The 18139-nt window shown below is 66.6% G+C and carries 2 protein-coding genes (1 of these 2 cut by a window edge); both read left to right on the top strand.

Annotated features, from left to right (window positions below; all coding sequences use genetic code 11):
* Positions 1 to 96 precede the first annotated feature (96 nt).
* The gene (locus AMM33_RS10080) at positions 97 to 351 is read left to right on the top strand and encodes a DUF2789 domain-containing protein (RefSeq protein ID WP_090140950.1); all 255 of its coding nucleotides are present in this window, start codon (positions 97 to 99) and stop codon (positions 349 to 351) included.
* Between the two features lie 498 nt (positions 352 to 849).
* Positions 850 to 18139, top strand: partial view of an Ig-like domain-containing protein gene (locus tag AMM33_RS22420; RefSeq protein ID WP_090140947.1) — the 5' portion only. Its footprint extends 16754 nt past the window's final position; the window shows 17290 of its 34044 coding nt (coding positions 1-17290); its start codon is at positions 850 to 852; the stop codon falls past the right edge of the window.

The raw sequence follows: 18139 nt of genomic DNA, 5'->3' as shown, positions 1-18139 counted from the left end.
GAGTCCTGAGCTGGCTGCCAATTTTCAGTCATGACTGCCCGGCCGCAGTTGTCCATCAAGGTACGGCAATGCGCACACCTGTAGCAAGGATTGACCATGGAACTGATTGAAAAGAACATGCATACCCTGTTTGCGCAACTGGGTGAGGCCAATGATGACGCCAGTATCGACCGCTTCATTGCCACGCATATGATCATGGACGGCACCACCTGCTTGCACGACGCGCCCTTTTGGACGCCTTCGCAGGCCAGCTTTCTGCGTGAGGCCTTGGTGCTGGATGCCGCTTGGGCGCCTGTGGTCGACGAACTCAATACCAAGCTGCACTGCTCACCTGACGTCCGCTCGTCCTGAAAATCAAGCGTCTGCTCTGTGTTGGCCTGGGCGCACAAGCGTGTCGGGGCTGAAGCCGCCGACCTACAAATACAAATACCAATACCAAAGGCCCCGGGTCCTGCGTCACCTTAAATTTGATAACAAATCAAAAATCGCACAAAAAAGCAGAAAAAATTAGGAGCACCCCAATTGGGGGTTATTTGTTTTCGTTTTTGACGATATCTTCATGTTTGAATTGGTAAAAATATCAAAAACCAATCAAATTTGAAACCGATAAATATGACGAAAACCGGCTTTAAAGCGCCGAAATCATGAGTGAAAAGTGAATTTCGGATGCCATCACCAGCGGGGCACCGCACGGCCTTCTACAGAAGGAAGTGCGGTGCTTTGGCGCGTCGGTTTGCGGGGTTTTTCGAGCCATGCAAGGGGGCAATGCGCAGCGCTTGAACTGCAGACCAAAACAGTCATGACCGCAATAACAAGAAAACAAGCAATGACCACCACCACAGGACGGCCATGACGATCAACAGCCACAACATCACGCTTGAATTAGGCGCATATACAACACAGCCCCTCACCCTCGCGGGCGCGGATTTGGCGGCGGCCAACACCTTGCTCCAAGCCGGGCAAAGCCTGATGCTGGACGCGGCCATCCGCAAATCGCTCAGTGCTCACATCGTCATGCTGGGCGCTCAGCCGGGCATGGACCCGAAACAGGCCGTGCAAGAACTGCTGGACGTCGCGGCCAACGAACTGGCCGCTGCCATGCCCGCACTCTTGTTGGCCAAGCCCGACACCGCGCAGGCCCTGGTGCAGCTGGGGGCCGACAAAACCAGCGCCCTCATGGTGCAGTGGCTGGGCTTTGCCGACCACGTCATCTCCACCTTGCAAGCGCAACAAAGCGACCCCGCGCTCATCACCACTTTCCAAAATGCCTCGCCCAACGACGCGCTGCTCAGCACCTTCAGCACCGACGCCCTGTGGCCCGTGCTGCCCAACACCCCTGTCCCGTTTGACCCCTCCATCCTGCGCAACACCACCTTGCCCAGCCTGAACGACCTGATTGCGATGAACACCATGGTCCCCACAACAGACACCACAGACAGCCCCGCGATGACACCCCGCACCACAGTCGTCCCCACCAACACCCCCAGCGTCACCAACAGCGCAAGCAACACAACAACAGCAGCAGGAAACACAGCCATGAACGACAGCACCAACCCCTTCATCGCCATTGCTGCCAGCAAAAACAAGCTGGCCATGGGCGAAACCGCCACCCTGTCGTTCACCCTGTCCCAAGCCAGCACCAACTTCACAGCCTCTGACGTGACGGCCATTGGTGGCACGCTCAGCAACTTCACCGGCTCGGGCACCAGCTATTCAGCCACCTTCACGCCCAGCGCCAACGTCTCCAGCGCCTTCGTCATGGTCGGCAGCGACACCTTCAGCAACGCCACAGGCACGCTCAACAAAGACGGCGCAGACGCCAACAACGCCGCGTCGTTCAGCATCGGCCTGCTGTGCAACACCAACGCCCCCGCAGACAGCACCGCCCCCAGCGTGATGATCAGCAACACCAAAACCCGCGTGAGCCCTGGTGAAACCGACCTCATCACCTTCACCCTGTCTGAAGCCAGCAGCAACTTCACGCAAAGCGACGTCACCGTCATCGGCGGCACGCTCAGCGGCTGGATGCAAAGCGCCACCAACCCGCTCGTCTACACCGCCACCTTCACGCCCAACGCCAACGCCCTGAGCGCGGCCCTCTTCATTGCCAGCGAAAGCTTCACCGACGCCGCAGGCAACTTCAACCAGGACGGCATGGAGCTCAACAACATGGCCTCGATCGCCATCCAGTGCAAGATCGACACCACCCCACCCACGATTGCGGTCACCGCAGACAAAGCCACCTTGGCAGGAGGGCAGTCCGCCCTCATCACCTTCACCCTGAGCGAACTCTCCAGCAACTTCACCGCCGCTGACGTCACCGTCTCCGGCGGCACGCTCAGTGGTTTTGCCCAAAGCGCCACCAACCCCCTGGTCTATACCGCCACCTTCACGGCCTTTGACGTGACCGTCTTGGGTGGCTTGCAGGCCCCAACAGGCGGTGTGATCAGCGGCAGCGTCACCGTGGCCAGCAACAAATTCACCGACGCCTCGGGCAACCAGAACGCCGATGGCGCAGACGCCAACAACACCGCCAACTTCACGATCAACCTCGACGTCACGCCGCCCACCATCATCGTCAGCACCGACAAAGTTGACCTGCTGGTCGGCCAGACGGCCACCATCACCTTCACCCTGTCTGAAGCCAGCAGCAACTTCACCCTGAGCGACATCAGCGTCAACGGTGGCTCGCTCAGCAACTTCCAGGGCTCGGGCACCCGCTACACCGCCACCTTCACCCCCACCACCGGTGCCAGCAGCGCCATGATCGTGGTGTCCAGCAACACCTTCACCGACGCCGCAGGCAACCTCAACAAAGACGGCGCAGACCTGAACAACGCCGTCAGCCTCAAAACCAACTGCCCGCCAGAAACCACCCCCGACACCATCGCCCCCACCGTGGCCATCAGCAGCAACAAAACCACGCTGGCCACAGGCGAAACCGCCACCATCAGCTTCAGCCTGTCCGAACCCAGCACAGACTTTGCCGTGGGCGACGTCACCGTGGTCGGCGGCACGCTGAGCAACTTCCAGGGCTCTGGCACCAGCTACACCGCCACCTTCACCCCCACCAGCGGGGCCAGCAGTGGCACTGTCATGGTCAGCAGCAACACCTTCCGCGACGCCGCAGGCAACAACAACCAGGACGGTGCCGAATCCAACAACACCGTCTCGCTGAGCATCGGCAGTGCGCAGCCATCAGGTACGGGCACCCCCACGCCACCTGCCGACACCACCGCCCCCACGGTGGCCATCAGCAGCAACAAAACCATGCTGGAGATGGGTGAAAGCACCACCGTCACCTTCACCTTCTCCGAAGCCACCAACGACTTCGCCCTGAGTGACATCACCGTCATCGGCGGCACCATGAGCAACCTGGTGCGCAACCCCACCAACCCTCTGGTCTACACCGCCACCTTCACCCCCTTTGCCACCACCATGGGGGCCATGGTTCTCGTCAGCAGCGGCCAATTCAGCGATGCCGCAGGCAACTTCAACCAAGACGGCGCCGATCTGAACAACGCCGTCTCGCTGGGCTTCAACTGCACGCCCACCGACACCAGCGTTCCCACCATCGCCATCAGCGCCCCCAAAACCGCGCTCGGCGTCGGTGAAGTCACCACCGTCACCTTCGTGCTGAGCAAAGACAGCACCGACTTCAGCCTGGCCGACATCACCTTGCTGGGCGGCACGCTGACCAACTTCGTGGGCAGCGGCAAGGTCTATACCGCCACCTTCACCCCCGCACCCACCGCCAAGAGCGCCATGATGTTCGTGGCCAGCGACAAATTCACCGACGCCGCAGGCAACTTCAACAAAGACGGCGCCGACACCAACAACGCATGGTCCTTCGGCCTGCAATGCACACCCATCACCCCAGTTCCCGTGGCGCCCGCAGCCCCCGGCGCCATCCTCAATGCCATCAGCGACAGCGGCACACAAGGTGACAACACCACCACCGACAACACCCCCACCTTGTCTGGCACCGGCACCCCCGGCAACACCATCGCCATCAAAGACGCTGCTGGCAACGTCATTGCCACCGCCATCGTCGCGGCCAACGGCACCTGGATGGCCACGCCCGTCAACCCGCTGCCCCAAGGCCTGAACAACCTCAGCGTCATCGAAACCAACCCGGCGGGCCTGGCCAGCGCCGCCACCGCACTGCCGCTCACCATCCAAAGCGCAGTCGTTCCCGTGGCGCCCGCAGCCCCCGGTGCCATGCTGAACGCCATCAGCGACACCGGCACACAAGGTGACAACACCACCAGCGACAACACCCCCACGTTGAGCGGCACCGGCACCCCCGGCAACACCATCAGCATCAAAGACGCTGCTGGCAACGTCATTGCCACCGCCATCGTCGCGGCCAACGGCACCTGGATGGCCACGCCCGTCAACCCGCTGCCCGTGGGCCTGAACAACCTCAGCGTCATCGAAACCAACCCGGCCGGTCTGACCAGCGCCCCCACCGCACTGCCCATCACCATTGCCACTGGCGTTGTGCCCGTGGCCCCCGCAGCGCCGGGCGCCATCCTCAACGCCATCAGCGACAGCGGCACACAAGGTGACAACACCACCAGCGACAACACCCCCACCTTGTCCGGCACCGGCACGCCCGGCAACACCATCGCCATCAAAGACGCCGCTGGCAACACCATCGCCACCGCCGTGGTCCAGCCCAACGGCACCTGGATGGCCACCCCGAGCACCGCGCTGCCCCAAGGCCTGAACAACCTCAGCGTCATCGAAACCGGCCCCACGGGTCTCGCCAGCGCCGCCACCGCGCTGCCCATCACCATCGACAGCGGCGCCCCCACCGTCATCGTCAGCGCCCCCAAAGGCCTGCTGGCCGCAGGAGAGGCCACCACCATCTCCTTCACCCTGTCTGACGCCACCAGTGACTTCACCGTGGCCGACATCACCGCCATCGGCGGCACCCTGAGCGGCTTTGCCCAAAGCGCCACCAACCCGCTGGTCTACACCGCCACCTTCACCCCCACCGTCGGTGCCCGCAGCGCCATGGTCTTCGTGGGCAACGACAAATTCACCGACGCCTCCGGCAACCTCAACAAAGACGGCGCCGACCTCAACAACCTCGCCAGCTTCAGCATCAACGCGGCTGTTACCCCTGTCGCCCCCGCAGCGCCTGCCGCCATCCTCGACCCCACCAGCGACAGCGGCGCCAAAGGTGACCAACTCACCAACGACACCACCCCCACCCTCAGCGGCACCGGCACGCCTGGCAACACCATCGCCATCAAAGATGCCGCTGGCAACACCATCGCCACCGCCACCGTGCAGCCCAACGGCACCTGGGCGGCTACCCCGGTCAACGCACTGCCCCAAGGTCTCAACAACCTGAGCGTGGTTGAAACCAGCCCGGCCGGCCTGTCCAGCCCCGCCACACCGCTGCCCATCACCATCGACAGCGTGGCCCCATCGCCCCTGGGCGCCATCCTCAACCCCATCAGCAACAGCGGGTTGAGCACCGACAACGTCACCAACGACACCACCCCCACCCTCAGCGGCAGCGGCACGCCCGGTGACACCATCGCCATCAAAGACGCCGCTGGCAACACCATCGCCACCGCCACCGTGCAGCCCAACGGCACCTGGTCTGCCACCCCGGCCAACCCACTGCCCCAAGGCCCCAACAACCTGAGCGTCGTCTCCACCAGCCCCAGCGGTGCCACCAGCACCGCCCAGCTGCCCATCGTCATCGACAGTGGCGCCCCCACCATTGCGCTCAGCACCAACGCCACAGCGCTCACCACCGGCCAAACCGCCACCGTCACCTTCACCTTGAGTGAAGCCAGCTCAGACTTCACCACCTCTGACATCACCGCCGTCGGCGGCAGCATCAGCGGCCTGACGCAAAGCGCCACCAACCCGCTGGTCTATACCGCCACCTTCACCCCCGCAGCCGGTGCCAGCAGCGCTGCCGTGCTGGTCACCAGCAACAAATTCAGCGACGCCGCTGGCAACATCAACCTCGACGGCGCCGACACCAACAACGCCCTGTCCTTCAGCATCAGCTCGGGCATCACCATCACCCCCCTGAGCGCCAGCCTGGCCAGCACCAGCGACAGCGGCACCCTGGGTGACGGCAAAACCAACGACACCACCCCCACGCTGACCGGCACCGGCACGCCTGGCGACACCATCGCCATCAAGGACGCTGCTGGCAACACCATCGCCACCGCCACCGTGGCTCCCAACGGCACCTGGACAGCCACCCCGGCCAACCCACTGCCCCAAGGCCTGAACAACCTCAACGTGGTCGAAACCAGCCCCAGCGGTGCCACCAGCAGCCAGCCGCTGCCCATCACCATCGACAGCGCTGCCCCCACAGCCCCCGGCGCCATCTTGGCACCCAGCAGCAACAGCGGCTTGTTGACCGACACCATCACCACCGACACCACCCCCACGCTGACCGGCACCGGCACACCCGGCGACCTCATCACCGTCAAAGACCCCCAGGGCAACACCATCGCCAGCGCCACTGTGGCCCCCGACGGCACCTGGGCGGCCACACCACTCAACCCCCTGCCACAGGGCCTGAACAACCTGGCCATCACCGCCACCGACCCGGCTGGCAACACCAGCGCGCCCACCGCGCTGCCTGTCACCATCGACAGCCTGGCCCCCGCTGCCCCCGCAGGCACACTGGCCGCCATCAGCGACACCGGCATCCAAGGTGACAAAACCACCTCGGACACCACCCCCACCCTGAGCGGCACCGGCACCCCTGGCGACACCATCACCGTCAAAGATGCTGCGGGCAACACCATCGCCACCGCCGTGGTCGCCCCCAACGGCACCTGGGCCGCCACGCCCACCACCGCGCTGCCCGAAGGCCTCAACGCCCTCACCATGACCGCCACCGACCCGGCCGGCAACACCAGCCCCTCCGCGCCGCTGCCCGTCACCATCGACAGCAGCACCCCCAGCGTCATCGTCAGCACCAACAAATCATTGATGGCTGCCACCGACACCGCCACCGTCACCTTCACCCTGAGTGACGCCACCAGCGACTTCACTCTTGCAGACATCACCGTCATGGGCGGCACCCTGACAGGCTTTGCCCAAAGCACCACCAACCCGCTGGTTTACACCGCCACCTTCACGCCCGCAGTCGGTGCCCAAAGCGGCATGCTGTTCGTGACCAGTGACAAATTCACCGATGCCACAGGCAACGCCAACAAAGACGGCGCCGACATCAACAACATCGCCTCCTTCAGCATCAGCGCCACCCCCGTTGCGCCGCCACCTGCAGCGCCCGTCGCCATCCTCGACCCCACCAGCGACACAGGCACCCAAGGCGACAAAGCCACCACCGACACCACCCCCACCCTGAGCGGCACCGGCACAGCCGGTGACACCATCACCGTCAAAGACCCTCAGGGCAATGTGATTGCCACCGCCACCGTGCAGCCCAACGGCACCTGGCAAGCCACCCCGCTCAACCCGCTGCCCCTGGGCCTGAACAACCTCAGCGTCACCGAAACCAACCCGGCCGGCAGCACCAGCGCGCCCACAGCACTGCCCCTGACCATTGAGTCCGCCGTCGGAAAACTCATCATCCAGGGGGGCGTATTTGCCGGTCTGGTCACTCCCACCACCGACAGCAGCGGCACCGGCACCGCGCCCCCCCCGGGCGCCAGCAACGATGGTGGCCTCACTCTGACCGACCCCGGCACCAACACACCCACCGTGGGCAGCGACACCAGCGAGGTCACCTTGCTCACGCCCGGCCTCGACAGCAACCCCGTCACCACCAACGCCACGGGCGGCGCCACCGTGTTTGTCTATGACAACACCGGCGCCCTCCTGGGCCAAACCACGCTCGCAGGAGACGGCACCTGGCGCCTCGATCTCGCCAACAAACAAGACTACCGGGGCGCTGTTCTGGTCAAAGTGGTGGACGTCAACGGCACCGCCACCAACTACATCGACGAAGTCAGCGCCACAGGCAAATCGTTTGACACCACCTTGCGCGCCCTGGGCGTGGCCGAAGTCGGCCAGCCCAACTTCGAGGTGCCCAACGCCCTCAACTCGGTCCTGACGCTGTACATCACGCCCGTCACCGAACTGGCCGTGCGCACAGCCGGTGTGGCCGACACCGCCACCACCCCCGTCAGCGTCACGGCCATCAGCACCGCCAACGCCGACGTGGCCAAAGCCCTGGGCATGGACGGTGTGGACATCACCGCAAAACCCATCGTCACCAACAGCTTCGAATTCACCGCCAGCGACCGCTACGACGCCAACGGTTTCGTCGAGCTCACCGACGGCGAAAAATACGGCCTCGTGCTGGCCAAACTCTCCGGCCTTGACAGCGTTCAAGGCAACATCGACGCCAGCCTGGATGCCCTGCAAACCCAGGTCCAGCCGGGCGGAACCCTGACTGCCGCAGGCGCCGCGCTGATGGACGAAGGACGTGTTGTTGCATTGGAAGCCCTCAAAGGCGCCACCGACGGCAGCGCCCCGGAAAACACCTTCACCGTGGACACCCCACTCAACCGCTGGTTGCTCGGTGATGTGACCATCGTTGAACAAACCATCACGCCCACCGGCGCCATGCTCACCGGCGCTGCGCTGCCCGGCAGCACCGTCAAAGTGACCCTGCCCAACGGCAGCACCACCACCGCCGTGGCTGACGACACCGGCACCTTCACCGTGCCGCTGACCACAGCGCAAATGCCGACAGCAGGCCAGGCCATCACCTTCACCGGCACAGACGGCCTGACCCAGCCCACCGCCATCGTCCACGTATTGCCCGAAGCACCCACGGCTGCCATCGCCCTCATCAGCGACAGCGGCACCGTGGGCGACGGCAAAACCACCGACAGCACCCCCACCCTGACGGGCACCGGCACACCGGGTGACACCATCACCATCACCGACCCCGAAGGCAACGTCATTGCCAGCGCCGTGGTCGCCCCCAACGGCACCTGGAACGCCACCCCGGTCAACCCTCTGCCACAGGGCCTGAACAACCTCGGCGTCACCCAAACCGACCCCGAAGGCTTCGTCAGCCCCACCACACCGCTGCCCGTCACCATTGAAGCCGGGACAGGCCCAGCCGCACCGGATGCCGTGCTCGACCCGAGCAGCGACAGCGGCAAACTCAACGACAACACCACCACCGACAACACCCCTGTGCTGTCCGGCACCGGTACCCCCGGCGACACCATCACCCTCAAAAACCCCACAGGCCAAGTCATCGGCACCGCCGTGGTCGACGCCCAAGGCGACTGGGCCATCACGCCCACCACCCCCCTGGCCGAAGGCCTGAACAACCTCAGCGTCACCGCCACCGATCCCGAAGGTCTGACCAGCCCCGCCACCCCGCTGCCCATCACCGTGGACACCACGGCCCCCGCAGCGCCTGCTGCCGTGCTCGACCCCACCAGCGACAGCGGCACAAAACTCGACAGCACCACCAGCGACAACACGCCCACGCTCAGCGGCGCAGGCGCCACGCCCGGTGACACCATCACCATCAAAGACCCCACAGGCGCCGTCATCGGCACCGCCGTGGTCGCGGCCAACGGCACCTGGGCCGTCACGCCCACCACCGCGCTGCCTGAAGGCCCCATTGCCCTGAGCGTCACCGCCACAGATCCGTCTGGCAACACCAGCGCGCCCACGCCGCTGCCCATCACCATCGACACCACGGCGCCCGCAGCCCCTGCTGCCGTGCTCGACCCGACCAGCGACAGCGGCAAGCTGCTCGACAACACCACCAGCGACAACACGCCCACGCTCAGCGGCGCGGGTGCCACGCCCGGTGACACCATCACCATCAAAGACCCCACAGGCGCCGTCATCGGCACCGCCGTGGTCGCGGCCAACGGCACCTGGGCCGTCACGCCCACTACCGCCTTGCCAGATGGTTTGATCAACCTGGCTGTGACTGCCACCGACCCGAGCGGCAATGTCAGCGCGCCCACGCCGCTGCCCATCACCATCGACACCACGGCGCCCGCAGCGCCTGCTGCCGTGCTCGACCCCACCAGCGACAGCGGCACCCTGGGTGATAAAACCACCAGCGACAACACGCCCACCCTGAGCGGCTCGGGCGCCACGCCCGGTGACACCATCACCATCAAAGACCCCACAGGCGCCGTCATCGGCACCGCCGTGGTCGCGGCCAACGGCACCTGGGCCGTCACGCCCACTACCGCCTTGCCAGATGGTTTGATCAACCTGGCCGTCACCGCCACAGATCCGTCAGGCAACACCAGCGCCCCCACACCGCTGCCCATCACCATCGACACCACAGCGCCCGCTGCCCCTGCAGCCGTGCTCGACCCGACCAGCGACAGCGGCACCAAACTCGACAGCACCACCAGCGACAACACGCCCACGCTCAGCGGCGCAGGCGCCACGCCCGGTGACACCATCACCGTCAAAGACCCCACAGGCGCCGTCATCGGCACCGCCGTGGTCGCGGCCAACGGCACCTGGGCCGTCACGCCCACCACCGCCTTGCCAGATGGTTTGATCAACCTGGCCGTCACCGCCACAGATCCGTCTGGCAACACCAGCGCGCCCACGCCGCTGCCCATCACCATCGACACCACGGCGCCCGCAGCCCCTGCTGCCGTGCTCGACCCGACCAGCGACAGCGGCAAGCTGCTCGACAACACCACCAGCGACAACACGCCCACGCTCAGCGGCGCGGGTGCCACGCCCGGTGACACCATCACCATCAAAGACCCCACAGGCGCCGTCATCGGCACCGCCGTGGTCGCGGCCAACGGCACCTGGGCCGTCACGCCCACTACCGCCTTGCCAGATGGTTTGATCAACCTGGCCGTCACCGCCACAGATCCGTCAGGCAACACCAGCGCCCCCACGCCGCTGCCCATCACCATCGACACCACGGCCCCCGCAGCGCCTGCTGCCGTGCTCGACCCCACCAGCGACAGCGGCACAAAACTCGACAGCACCACCAGCGACAACACGCCCACCCTGAGCGGCGCAGGCGCCACGCCCGGTGACACCATCACCATCAAAGACCCCACAGGCGCGGTCATCGGCACTGCCGTGGTCGCCGCCAACGGCAGCTGGGCCGTCACGCCCACCACCGCGCTGCCTGAAGGCCCCATTGCCCTGAGCGTCACGGCCACAGATCCGTCTGGCAACACCAGCGCGCCCACGCCGCTGCCCATCACCATCGACACCACAGCCCCCGCCACCACCGGCGCAGGCGCGCTGACTGCTGTGCTCGACCCCACCAGCGACAGCGGTGCTCAGGGTGACAAAACCACCAACGACACCACGCCCACCTTGAGCGGCGCTGGCACGCCCGGCGACACCGTCACCATCAAAGACGCCACTGGCAACTTGATTGGCACCGCCGTGGTCGATGCAGCGGGCCAATGGGCCATCACGCCCACCACCGCGCTGCCCACCGGCAACAACCCCTTGGTCGTCACCGCCACCGACCCGGCGGGCAACACCACCGCCAGCGCACCGCTGGTGCTCAACATCACGCTGGACACCGCTGGCCCTGCCGCCCCCGCTGCCGTGCTCGCTGCCACCAGCGACAGCGGCACAAAAGGCGACGGCACCACCAACGACACCACACCCACCATCACCGGCAACGGCACACCGGGTGACACCATCACCCTGAAAGACCCACAGGGCAACGTGATCGCCACGGCCACCGTTCAACCCGATGGCACCTGGGCGGCCACGCCCACCACCGCGTTGCCCGAAGGCCCCATTGCGCTGGCCGTCACGGCCACCGACCCGGCAGGCAACACCAGCGCGCCCACAGCGCTGCCCATCACCATCGACACCACAGCCCCCGCCACCACCGGGGCAGGCGCGCTGACCGCCGTGCTCGACCCCACCAGCGACAGCGGCACCCTGGGTGACAAAACCACCAACGACACCACGCCCACCTTGAGCGGCGCTGGCACGCCCGGCGACACCGTCACCATCAAAGACGCCACTGGCAAGCTGATCGGCACCGCCGTGGTCGATGCAGCGGGCCAATGGGCCATCACCCCCACCACCGCGCTGCCCACCGGCAGCAACCCGCTGGTCGTCACCGCCACCGACCCGGCGGGCAACACCACCGCCAGCGCACCGCTGGATCTGAACATCACGATCGACACCGCTGGCCCAGCCGCCCCGGCTGCCGTGCTGGCTCCAACCAGCGACAGCGGCAAGCTGCTCGACAGCACCACCAGCGACACCACACCCACGCTCTCGGGCGCAGGCGCCACGCCCGGTGACACCATCAGCATCAAAGACCCACAGGGCAACGTGATCGCCACGGCCACCGTGCAAGCCGATGGCACCTGGGCGGCCACGCCCACCACCGCGCTGCCCGAAGGCCCCATTGCGCTGACCGTCACGGCCACCGACCCGGCAGGCAACACCAGCGCACCCACAGCGCTGCCCATCACCATCGACACCACAGCCCCCGCCACCACCGGCGCAGGCGCGCTGACCGCCGCACTCGACCCCACCAGCGACACCGGCACGCTCGGTGACAACACCACCAGCGACAGCACCCCCACCTTGAGTGGCGCGGGCACCCCTGGCGACACCATCACCATCAAAGACGCCACTGGCGCCGTCATCGGCACCGGCGTGGTCGATGCAGCGGGCAAATGGTCCATCACGCCCACCACCGCGCTGCCCCAAGGCAGCAACGCCCTGAGCGTCAGCGCCACCGACCCGGCGGGCAACACCATCACCAACCCGCTGCTCGTCACCGTCGTGGTTGACACCGCAGGCCCTGCAGCCCCCACCGGCATGCTCGACCCGATCAGCGACACAGGCGTCCTGCTCGACAAAACCACCAACGACACCACGCCCACTTTGAGCGGCAGTGGCACCGCCGGTGACACCATCACCCTCAAGGCGCCCGACGGCAGCGTGCTCGGCACCGCCGTGGTCGACGCCGCTGGCAAATGGTCCATCACGCCCACCACACCGCTGGTCGAAGGCCCCAACGACCTCACCGTCACCGCCACCGACCCGGCAGGCAACACCAGCGCCGCTGCGCCGCTGCCCGTCATCATCGACACCACAGCCCCCGCCACCAGTGGTGCAGGCGGCCTCACGGCCGTGCTCGACCCCACCAGCGACAGCGGCGCTTTGGGTGACAAAACCACCAACGACACCACACCCACTTTGAGCGGCACCGGCACGCCCGGCGACACCGTCAACATCAAAGACGCCGCTGGCAATCTGATCGGCACCGCCACCGTGCTGACCAACGGCACCTGGGCCATCACGCCCAGCACCGCGCTGCCCACCGGCAACAACCCGCTGGTCATCACCGCCACCGACCCGGCGGGCAACACCACCGCCAGCGCACCGCTGGTGCTCAACATCACGCTCGACACCGCTGGCCCCGCAGCCCCCACAGCCACACTCGCGGCCACCAGCGACAGCGGCGCCAAGGGCGACGGCACCACCAACGACACCACGCCCACCCTCACCGGCAACGGCACACCGGGTGACACCATCACCCTGAAAGACCCACAGGGCAACGTGATCGCCACGGCCACCGTGCAAGCCGATGGCACCTGGGCGGCCACGCCCGCCACCGCCCTGCCCGAAGGCCCCATTGCGCTGGCCGTCACGGCCACCGACCCGGCTGGCAACGTCAGCCCACCGGCCACACTGCCCCTGGTCATCGACAGCCTGGCCCCCGCCGCTCCCGTGGCCAAGTTGGCTGACGCCAGCGACAGCGCCACCGTGGGCGACAAACTCACCAACGACAACACCCCCACCATCGACGGCACAGGCACGCCTGGCGACACCATCACCCTCAAAGCGCCCGACGGCACCGTGCTGGGCACCACCGTGGTCGCGCCCGACGGCACCTGGGCCATCACACCCACCACCGCGCTGCCCGAGGGCCTGAACAACCTCTCCGCCACCGCCACAGACCCCGCAGGCAACACCAGTGCACCGGCCACCTTGCCCATCACCATCGACACCAGCGCCCCCGCCACCACCGGCACAGGCGCGCTGACCGCCGCACTCGACCCCACCAGCGACACCGGCACCCTGGGTGACAACACCACCAGCGACAGCACCCCCACCTTGAGTGGCGCGGGCGCCCCTGGCGACACCGTCACCATCAAAGACGCCACTGGCGCCGTCATCGGCACCGCCGTGGTCAACGCCGCGGGCACATGGTCCATCACCCCCAGCACCGCACTGCCCGAAGGCAACAACGCCCTGAGCGTCAGCGCCACCGACCCGGCGGGCAACACCATCACCAACCCGCTGCTGGTCACCGTCGTGGTCGACACCGCAGGCCCCGTCGCCCCAGCGGCCAAGCTCGACCCCATCAGCGACAGCGGCAAACTGGGTGACAACACCACCAACGACAACACGCCAACGCTTTCCGGCAGCGGCACGCCGGGTGACACCATCACCGTCAAAGACGCCCAAGGCAACGTCATTGCCACCGCCTTGGTCCAGCCCAACGGCACCTGGGCGGCCACGCCCACCACCGCGCTGCCCGACGGCATCAACAACCTGGCCATCACCGCCACCGACCTGGCGGGCAACACCAGCGCGCCCGCATCGCTGCCCCTGGTGATTGACACCACGCCGCCTGCCCCCGCAGCCCCTGGCGCCGTGCTCGACCCCGTCAGCGACAGTGGCACCAAACTCGACAACACCACCAACGACAGCACACCCGTGCTGTCGGGCACCGGCACCGCCGGTGACACCATCACCATCCAAGACGCCAGCGGCGCCGTGGTCGGCACCGCCATCGTCGGCGCCAACGGCCAATGGAGCATCACGCCCACCACTGCGCTGCCTGAAGGCCCCAATGCGCTGAGCGTTACCGCCACCAACCCCACCGGCCAGACCAGCGAACCCACCGCGCTGCCCATCACCGTGGACACCAGCGTGCCCACCGGCGTGGTGGCCAACGACCAAAACGCCAACCCCGATGGCGTGGTGCTCAGCGGCACCGTGCCCGCCAGCTACACCGTCGGTGACGTGCTCACCGTCACCGTCAACGGCGCCACCTACACAGTCACCCCCGACGCGCTGGGCAACTGGACGCTGAATGTGACGGGTGCCAACGCCGCCACCCCGACCAGCGGCACCTTGGGCGCCTTCACCAGCGGCCAGACCTACCCCGTCACCGCCACCCTGACCGATGCCGCAGGCAACGTCGCCACCGACCCCGCCACCCTCAGCGTCAACGACAGCATCCCTGTGGTCAGCCTCAATGCCGTGGCCGACACCGGCACCCAGGGCGACGGCATCACCACCGACGCCACCCCCACCCTGAGCGGCACCGGCACCCCGGGCGCCCTGATTGAAATCAAAAATGCCGATGGCGTGGTCATCGCCAGCGCCGAGGTGCAGCCCGACGGCGCATGGACGGCCACCCCCACCACCGACCTGCCGCAAGGCCTGAGCCAGCTCAGCGTCACCGCCACCGTAGGCGGCGTCAGCAGCCCGGCCACCACCTCGCCCGTCACCGTGGACAGCGTCGCGCCAGCGGCCCCCACAGGCGCGCTCGACCCAGCCAGCGACAGCGGCAAAACAGGCGACGCCACCACCAACGACACCACCCCCGTGCTGTCCGGCACCGGCACCTTTGGTGACCTCATCACCATCCAAGACGCCAGTGGCGCCGTCATCGGCACCGCCATCGTTGATGCGGCTGGCCAATGGAGCATCACGCCCACCACACCGCTGGCAGAAGGCCCCAACGCCCTGCAAGTCAACGCCACCGACCCGGCTGGCAACGTTGGCCCCTTCGGCCCGCTGCCCATCACCGTGGACACCACCGCACCCGCAGCCCCTGCGGCCGTGCTCGACCCCATCAGCGACAGCGGCAAAACAGGCGACAGCACCACCAGCGACACCACGCCCACACTGTCTGGCGGCAGCGCCACGCCGGGTGACACCATCACCATCAAAGACCTGCTGGGCAACGTCATCGGCACCGCCGTGGTTGACGCGGCAGGCAAATGGTCCATCACACCCACCACAGCGCTGCCCGAAGGCACCAACGCCCTGAGCGTGACCGCCACCGACCCCGCAGGCAACACCAGCGCAGCCGCGCCACTGGCCGTCACCATCGACACCACAGCCCCCGCCACCACAGGCCCGAGCGCCCTCACAGCCATGCTCGACCCGCTCAGTGACAGCGGCACCGTGGGTGACAACACCACCAACGACACCACGCCGACCCTGAGCGGCAAAGGCACACCCGGCGACACCATCGCCATCAAGGACGCCACAGGCGCCGTCATCGGCACCGCCATCGTTGCCGCCAACGGCAGCTGGTCCGTCACGCCCACCACACCGCTGACCAGCGGCAGCAACGCCCTGAGCGTCACCGCCACCGACCCAGCAGGCAACACCATCACCAGCCCGCTCACCGTCACCGTCGTCATTGACCCCAACGCACCAGCAGCGCCCGCCGCCGTGCTTGACCCCACCAGCGACAGCGGCAAGCTGCTCGACAGCACCACCAGCGACACCACGCCCACCCTCAGCGGCACCGGCACACCGGGTGACACCATCACCCTCAAAAACCCCCAAGGCGCCATCCTTGGCACCGCCGTGGTCGATGCCGGCGGCACCTGGGCCATCACGCCCACCACAGCGCTGAACGAAGGCCTCAACAACCTCAACATCACGGCCACCGACCCGGCAGGCAACACCAGCCCATCCACCACCTTGCCCGTCACCGTGGACACCACCGCCCCGGCCAGCCTGACCGCCGTACTGGACCCCAGCAGCGACACCGGACTGCCTGGCGACAACACCACCAGCGACAACACCCCCACCCTCAGCGGCAAGGGCGAGCCTGGTGACACCATCACCATCAAAGACGCCCAAGGCCAAGTCATTGCCACCACCGTGGTTGCGGCCGACGGCAGCTGGTCGGCCACGCCCAGCACCGCGCTGCCCGAAGGCATCAACGCCATGAGCGTCATCGCCACCGACCCGGCAGGCAACACCAGCATCAACCCGCTGGTCATCACCGTCGTCATCGACACCCAGGCCCCCGTGGCCCCGGCGGTCAAACTCGACCCCACCAGCGACAGCGGCACCCAGGGCGACAACAGCACCACCGACACCACGCCCACCTTGAGCGGCTCGGGCACACCGGGCAACGTCATCACCATCAAAGACCCACAAGGCACCGTCATCGGCAGCGCCATGGTCACGCCCGACGGCAGCTGGTCCATCACGCCCACCACGCCACTGCCCGTGGGCACCACCCCTCTGGCCGTCACCGCCACCGACCCGTCGGGCAACATCAGCCCTGCGACAACACTGCCCATCACCATCGAAGGCGAAGCCGTCACCCCAGCCGCGCCTGCTGCCATGCTTGACCCCACCAGCGACAGCGGCACCAAAGGCGACGGCAGCACCACCGACACCACGCCCACCCTCAGCGGCGCGGGCGCAGCGCCAGGTGACACCATCACCATCAAAGACCCAGCTGGCACCGTCATCGGCACTGCCACCGTGGCGCCAGACGGCAGCTGGGCCGTCACGCCCACCACAGCGCTGCCCATGGGCCTCAACAACCTGAGCGTGACCGCAACCAGCCCGCAAGGTCTGACCAGCCCGGCCACGGCACTGCCGGTCACCATTGTGGACAGCTCCCTCAATACGGTCAGCTTCTCCAGCATGACCAAGGACTTCAGCACCGGCACCGCCCACGCCGACTGGACCACCAACGACGCCAGCGCAGGCCGCTTGCTGTCCGGTCACATCGACAGTGCGCTGTCGGCTGGCGAGACGGTGCAAGTGTTTGCAGACGGCCAACTCATTGGCAACGCCGTGGTCAACGGCACCGAATGGGCCATCACCGACACCAACGGCTACAGCGCCAACTGGACCTACACCGCCAAGGTGGTGTCAGAAGCAGGTGTGGCGGGGCCTGTGACCACACAACGGGTCACCACTGACTTGGTGGAAAGTGCACCGGTCATCACCGAGGTCAAGGACTCGGCAGGTGTCAGCGTCGGCGTGAACGGCACGAGCGACACGACGGGCACTGCCAACACCCTGGCGAGCGTCAGTGGCTCAGGGACTGCGGGCTCGACGATTTATCTGTACGACAACAGTTACACCAACCTGGTGGGTACAGCCACTGTCGCCT

The organism is Limnohabitans sp. DM1 (assembly GCF_001269385.1).
GTDB lineage: Bacteria > Pseudomonadota > Gammaproteobacteria > Burkholderiales > Burkholderiaceae_C > Limnohabitans_A.
The sequence above is the reverse complement of the archived record's forward strand: the minus strand, read 5'-3'. Positions and strand labels throughout refer to the sequence as shown.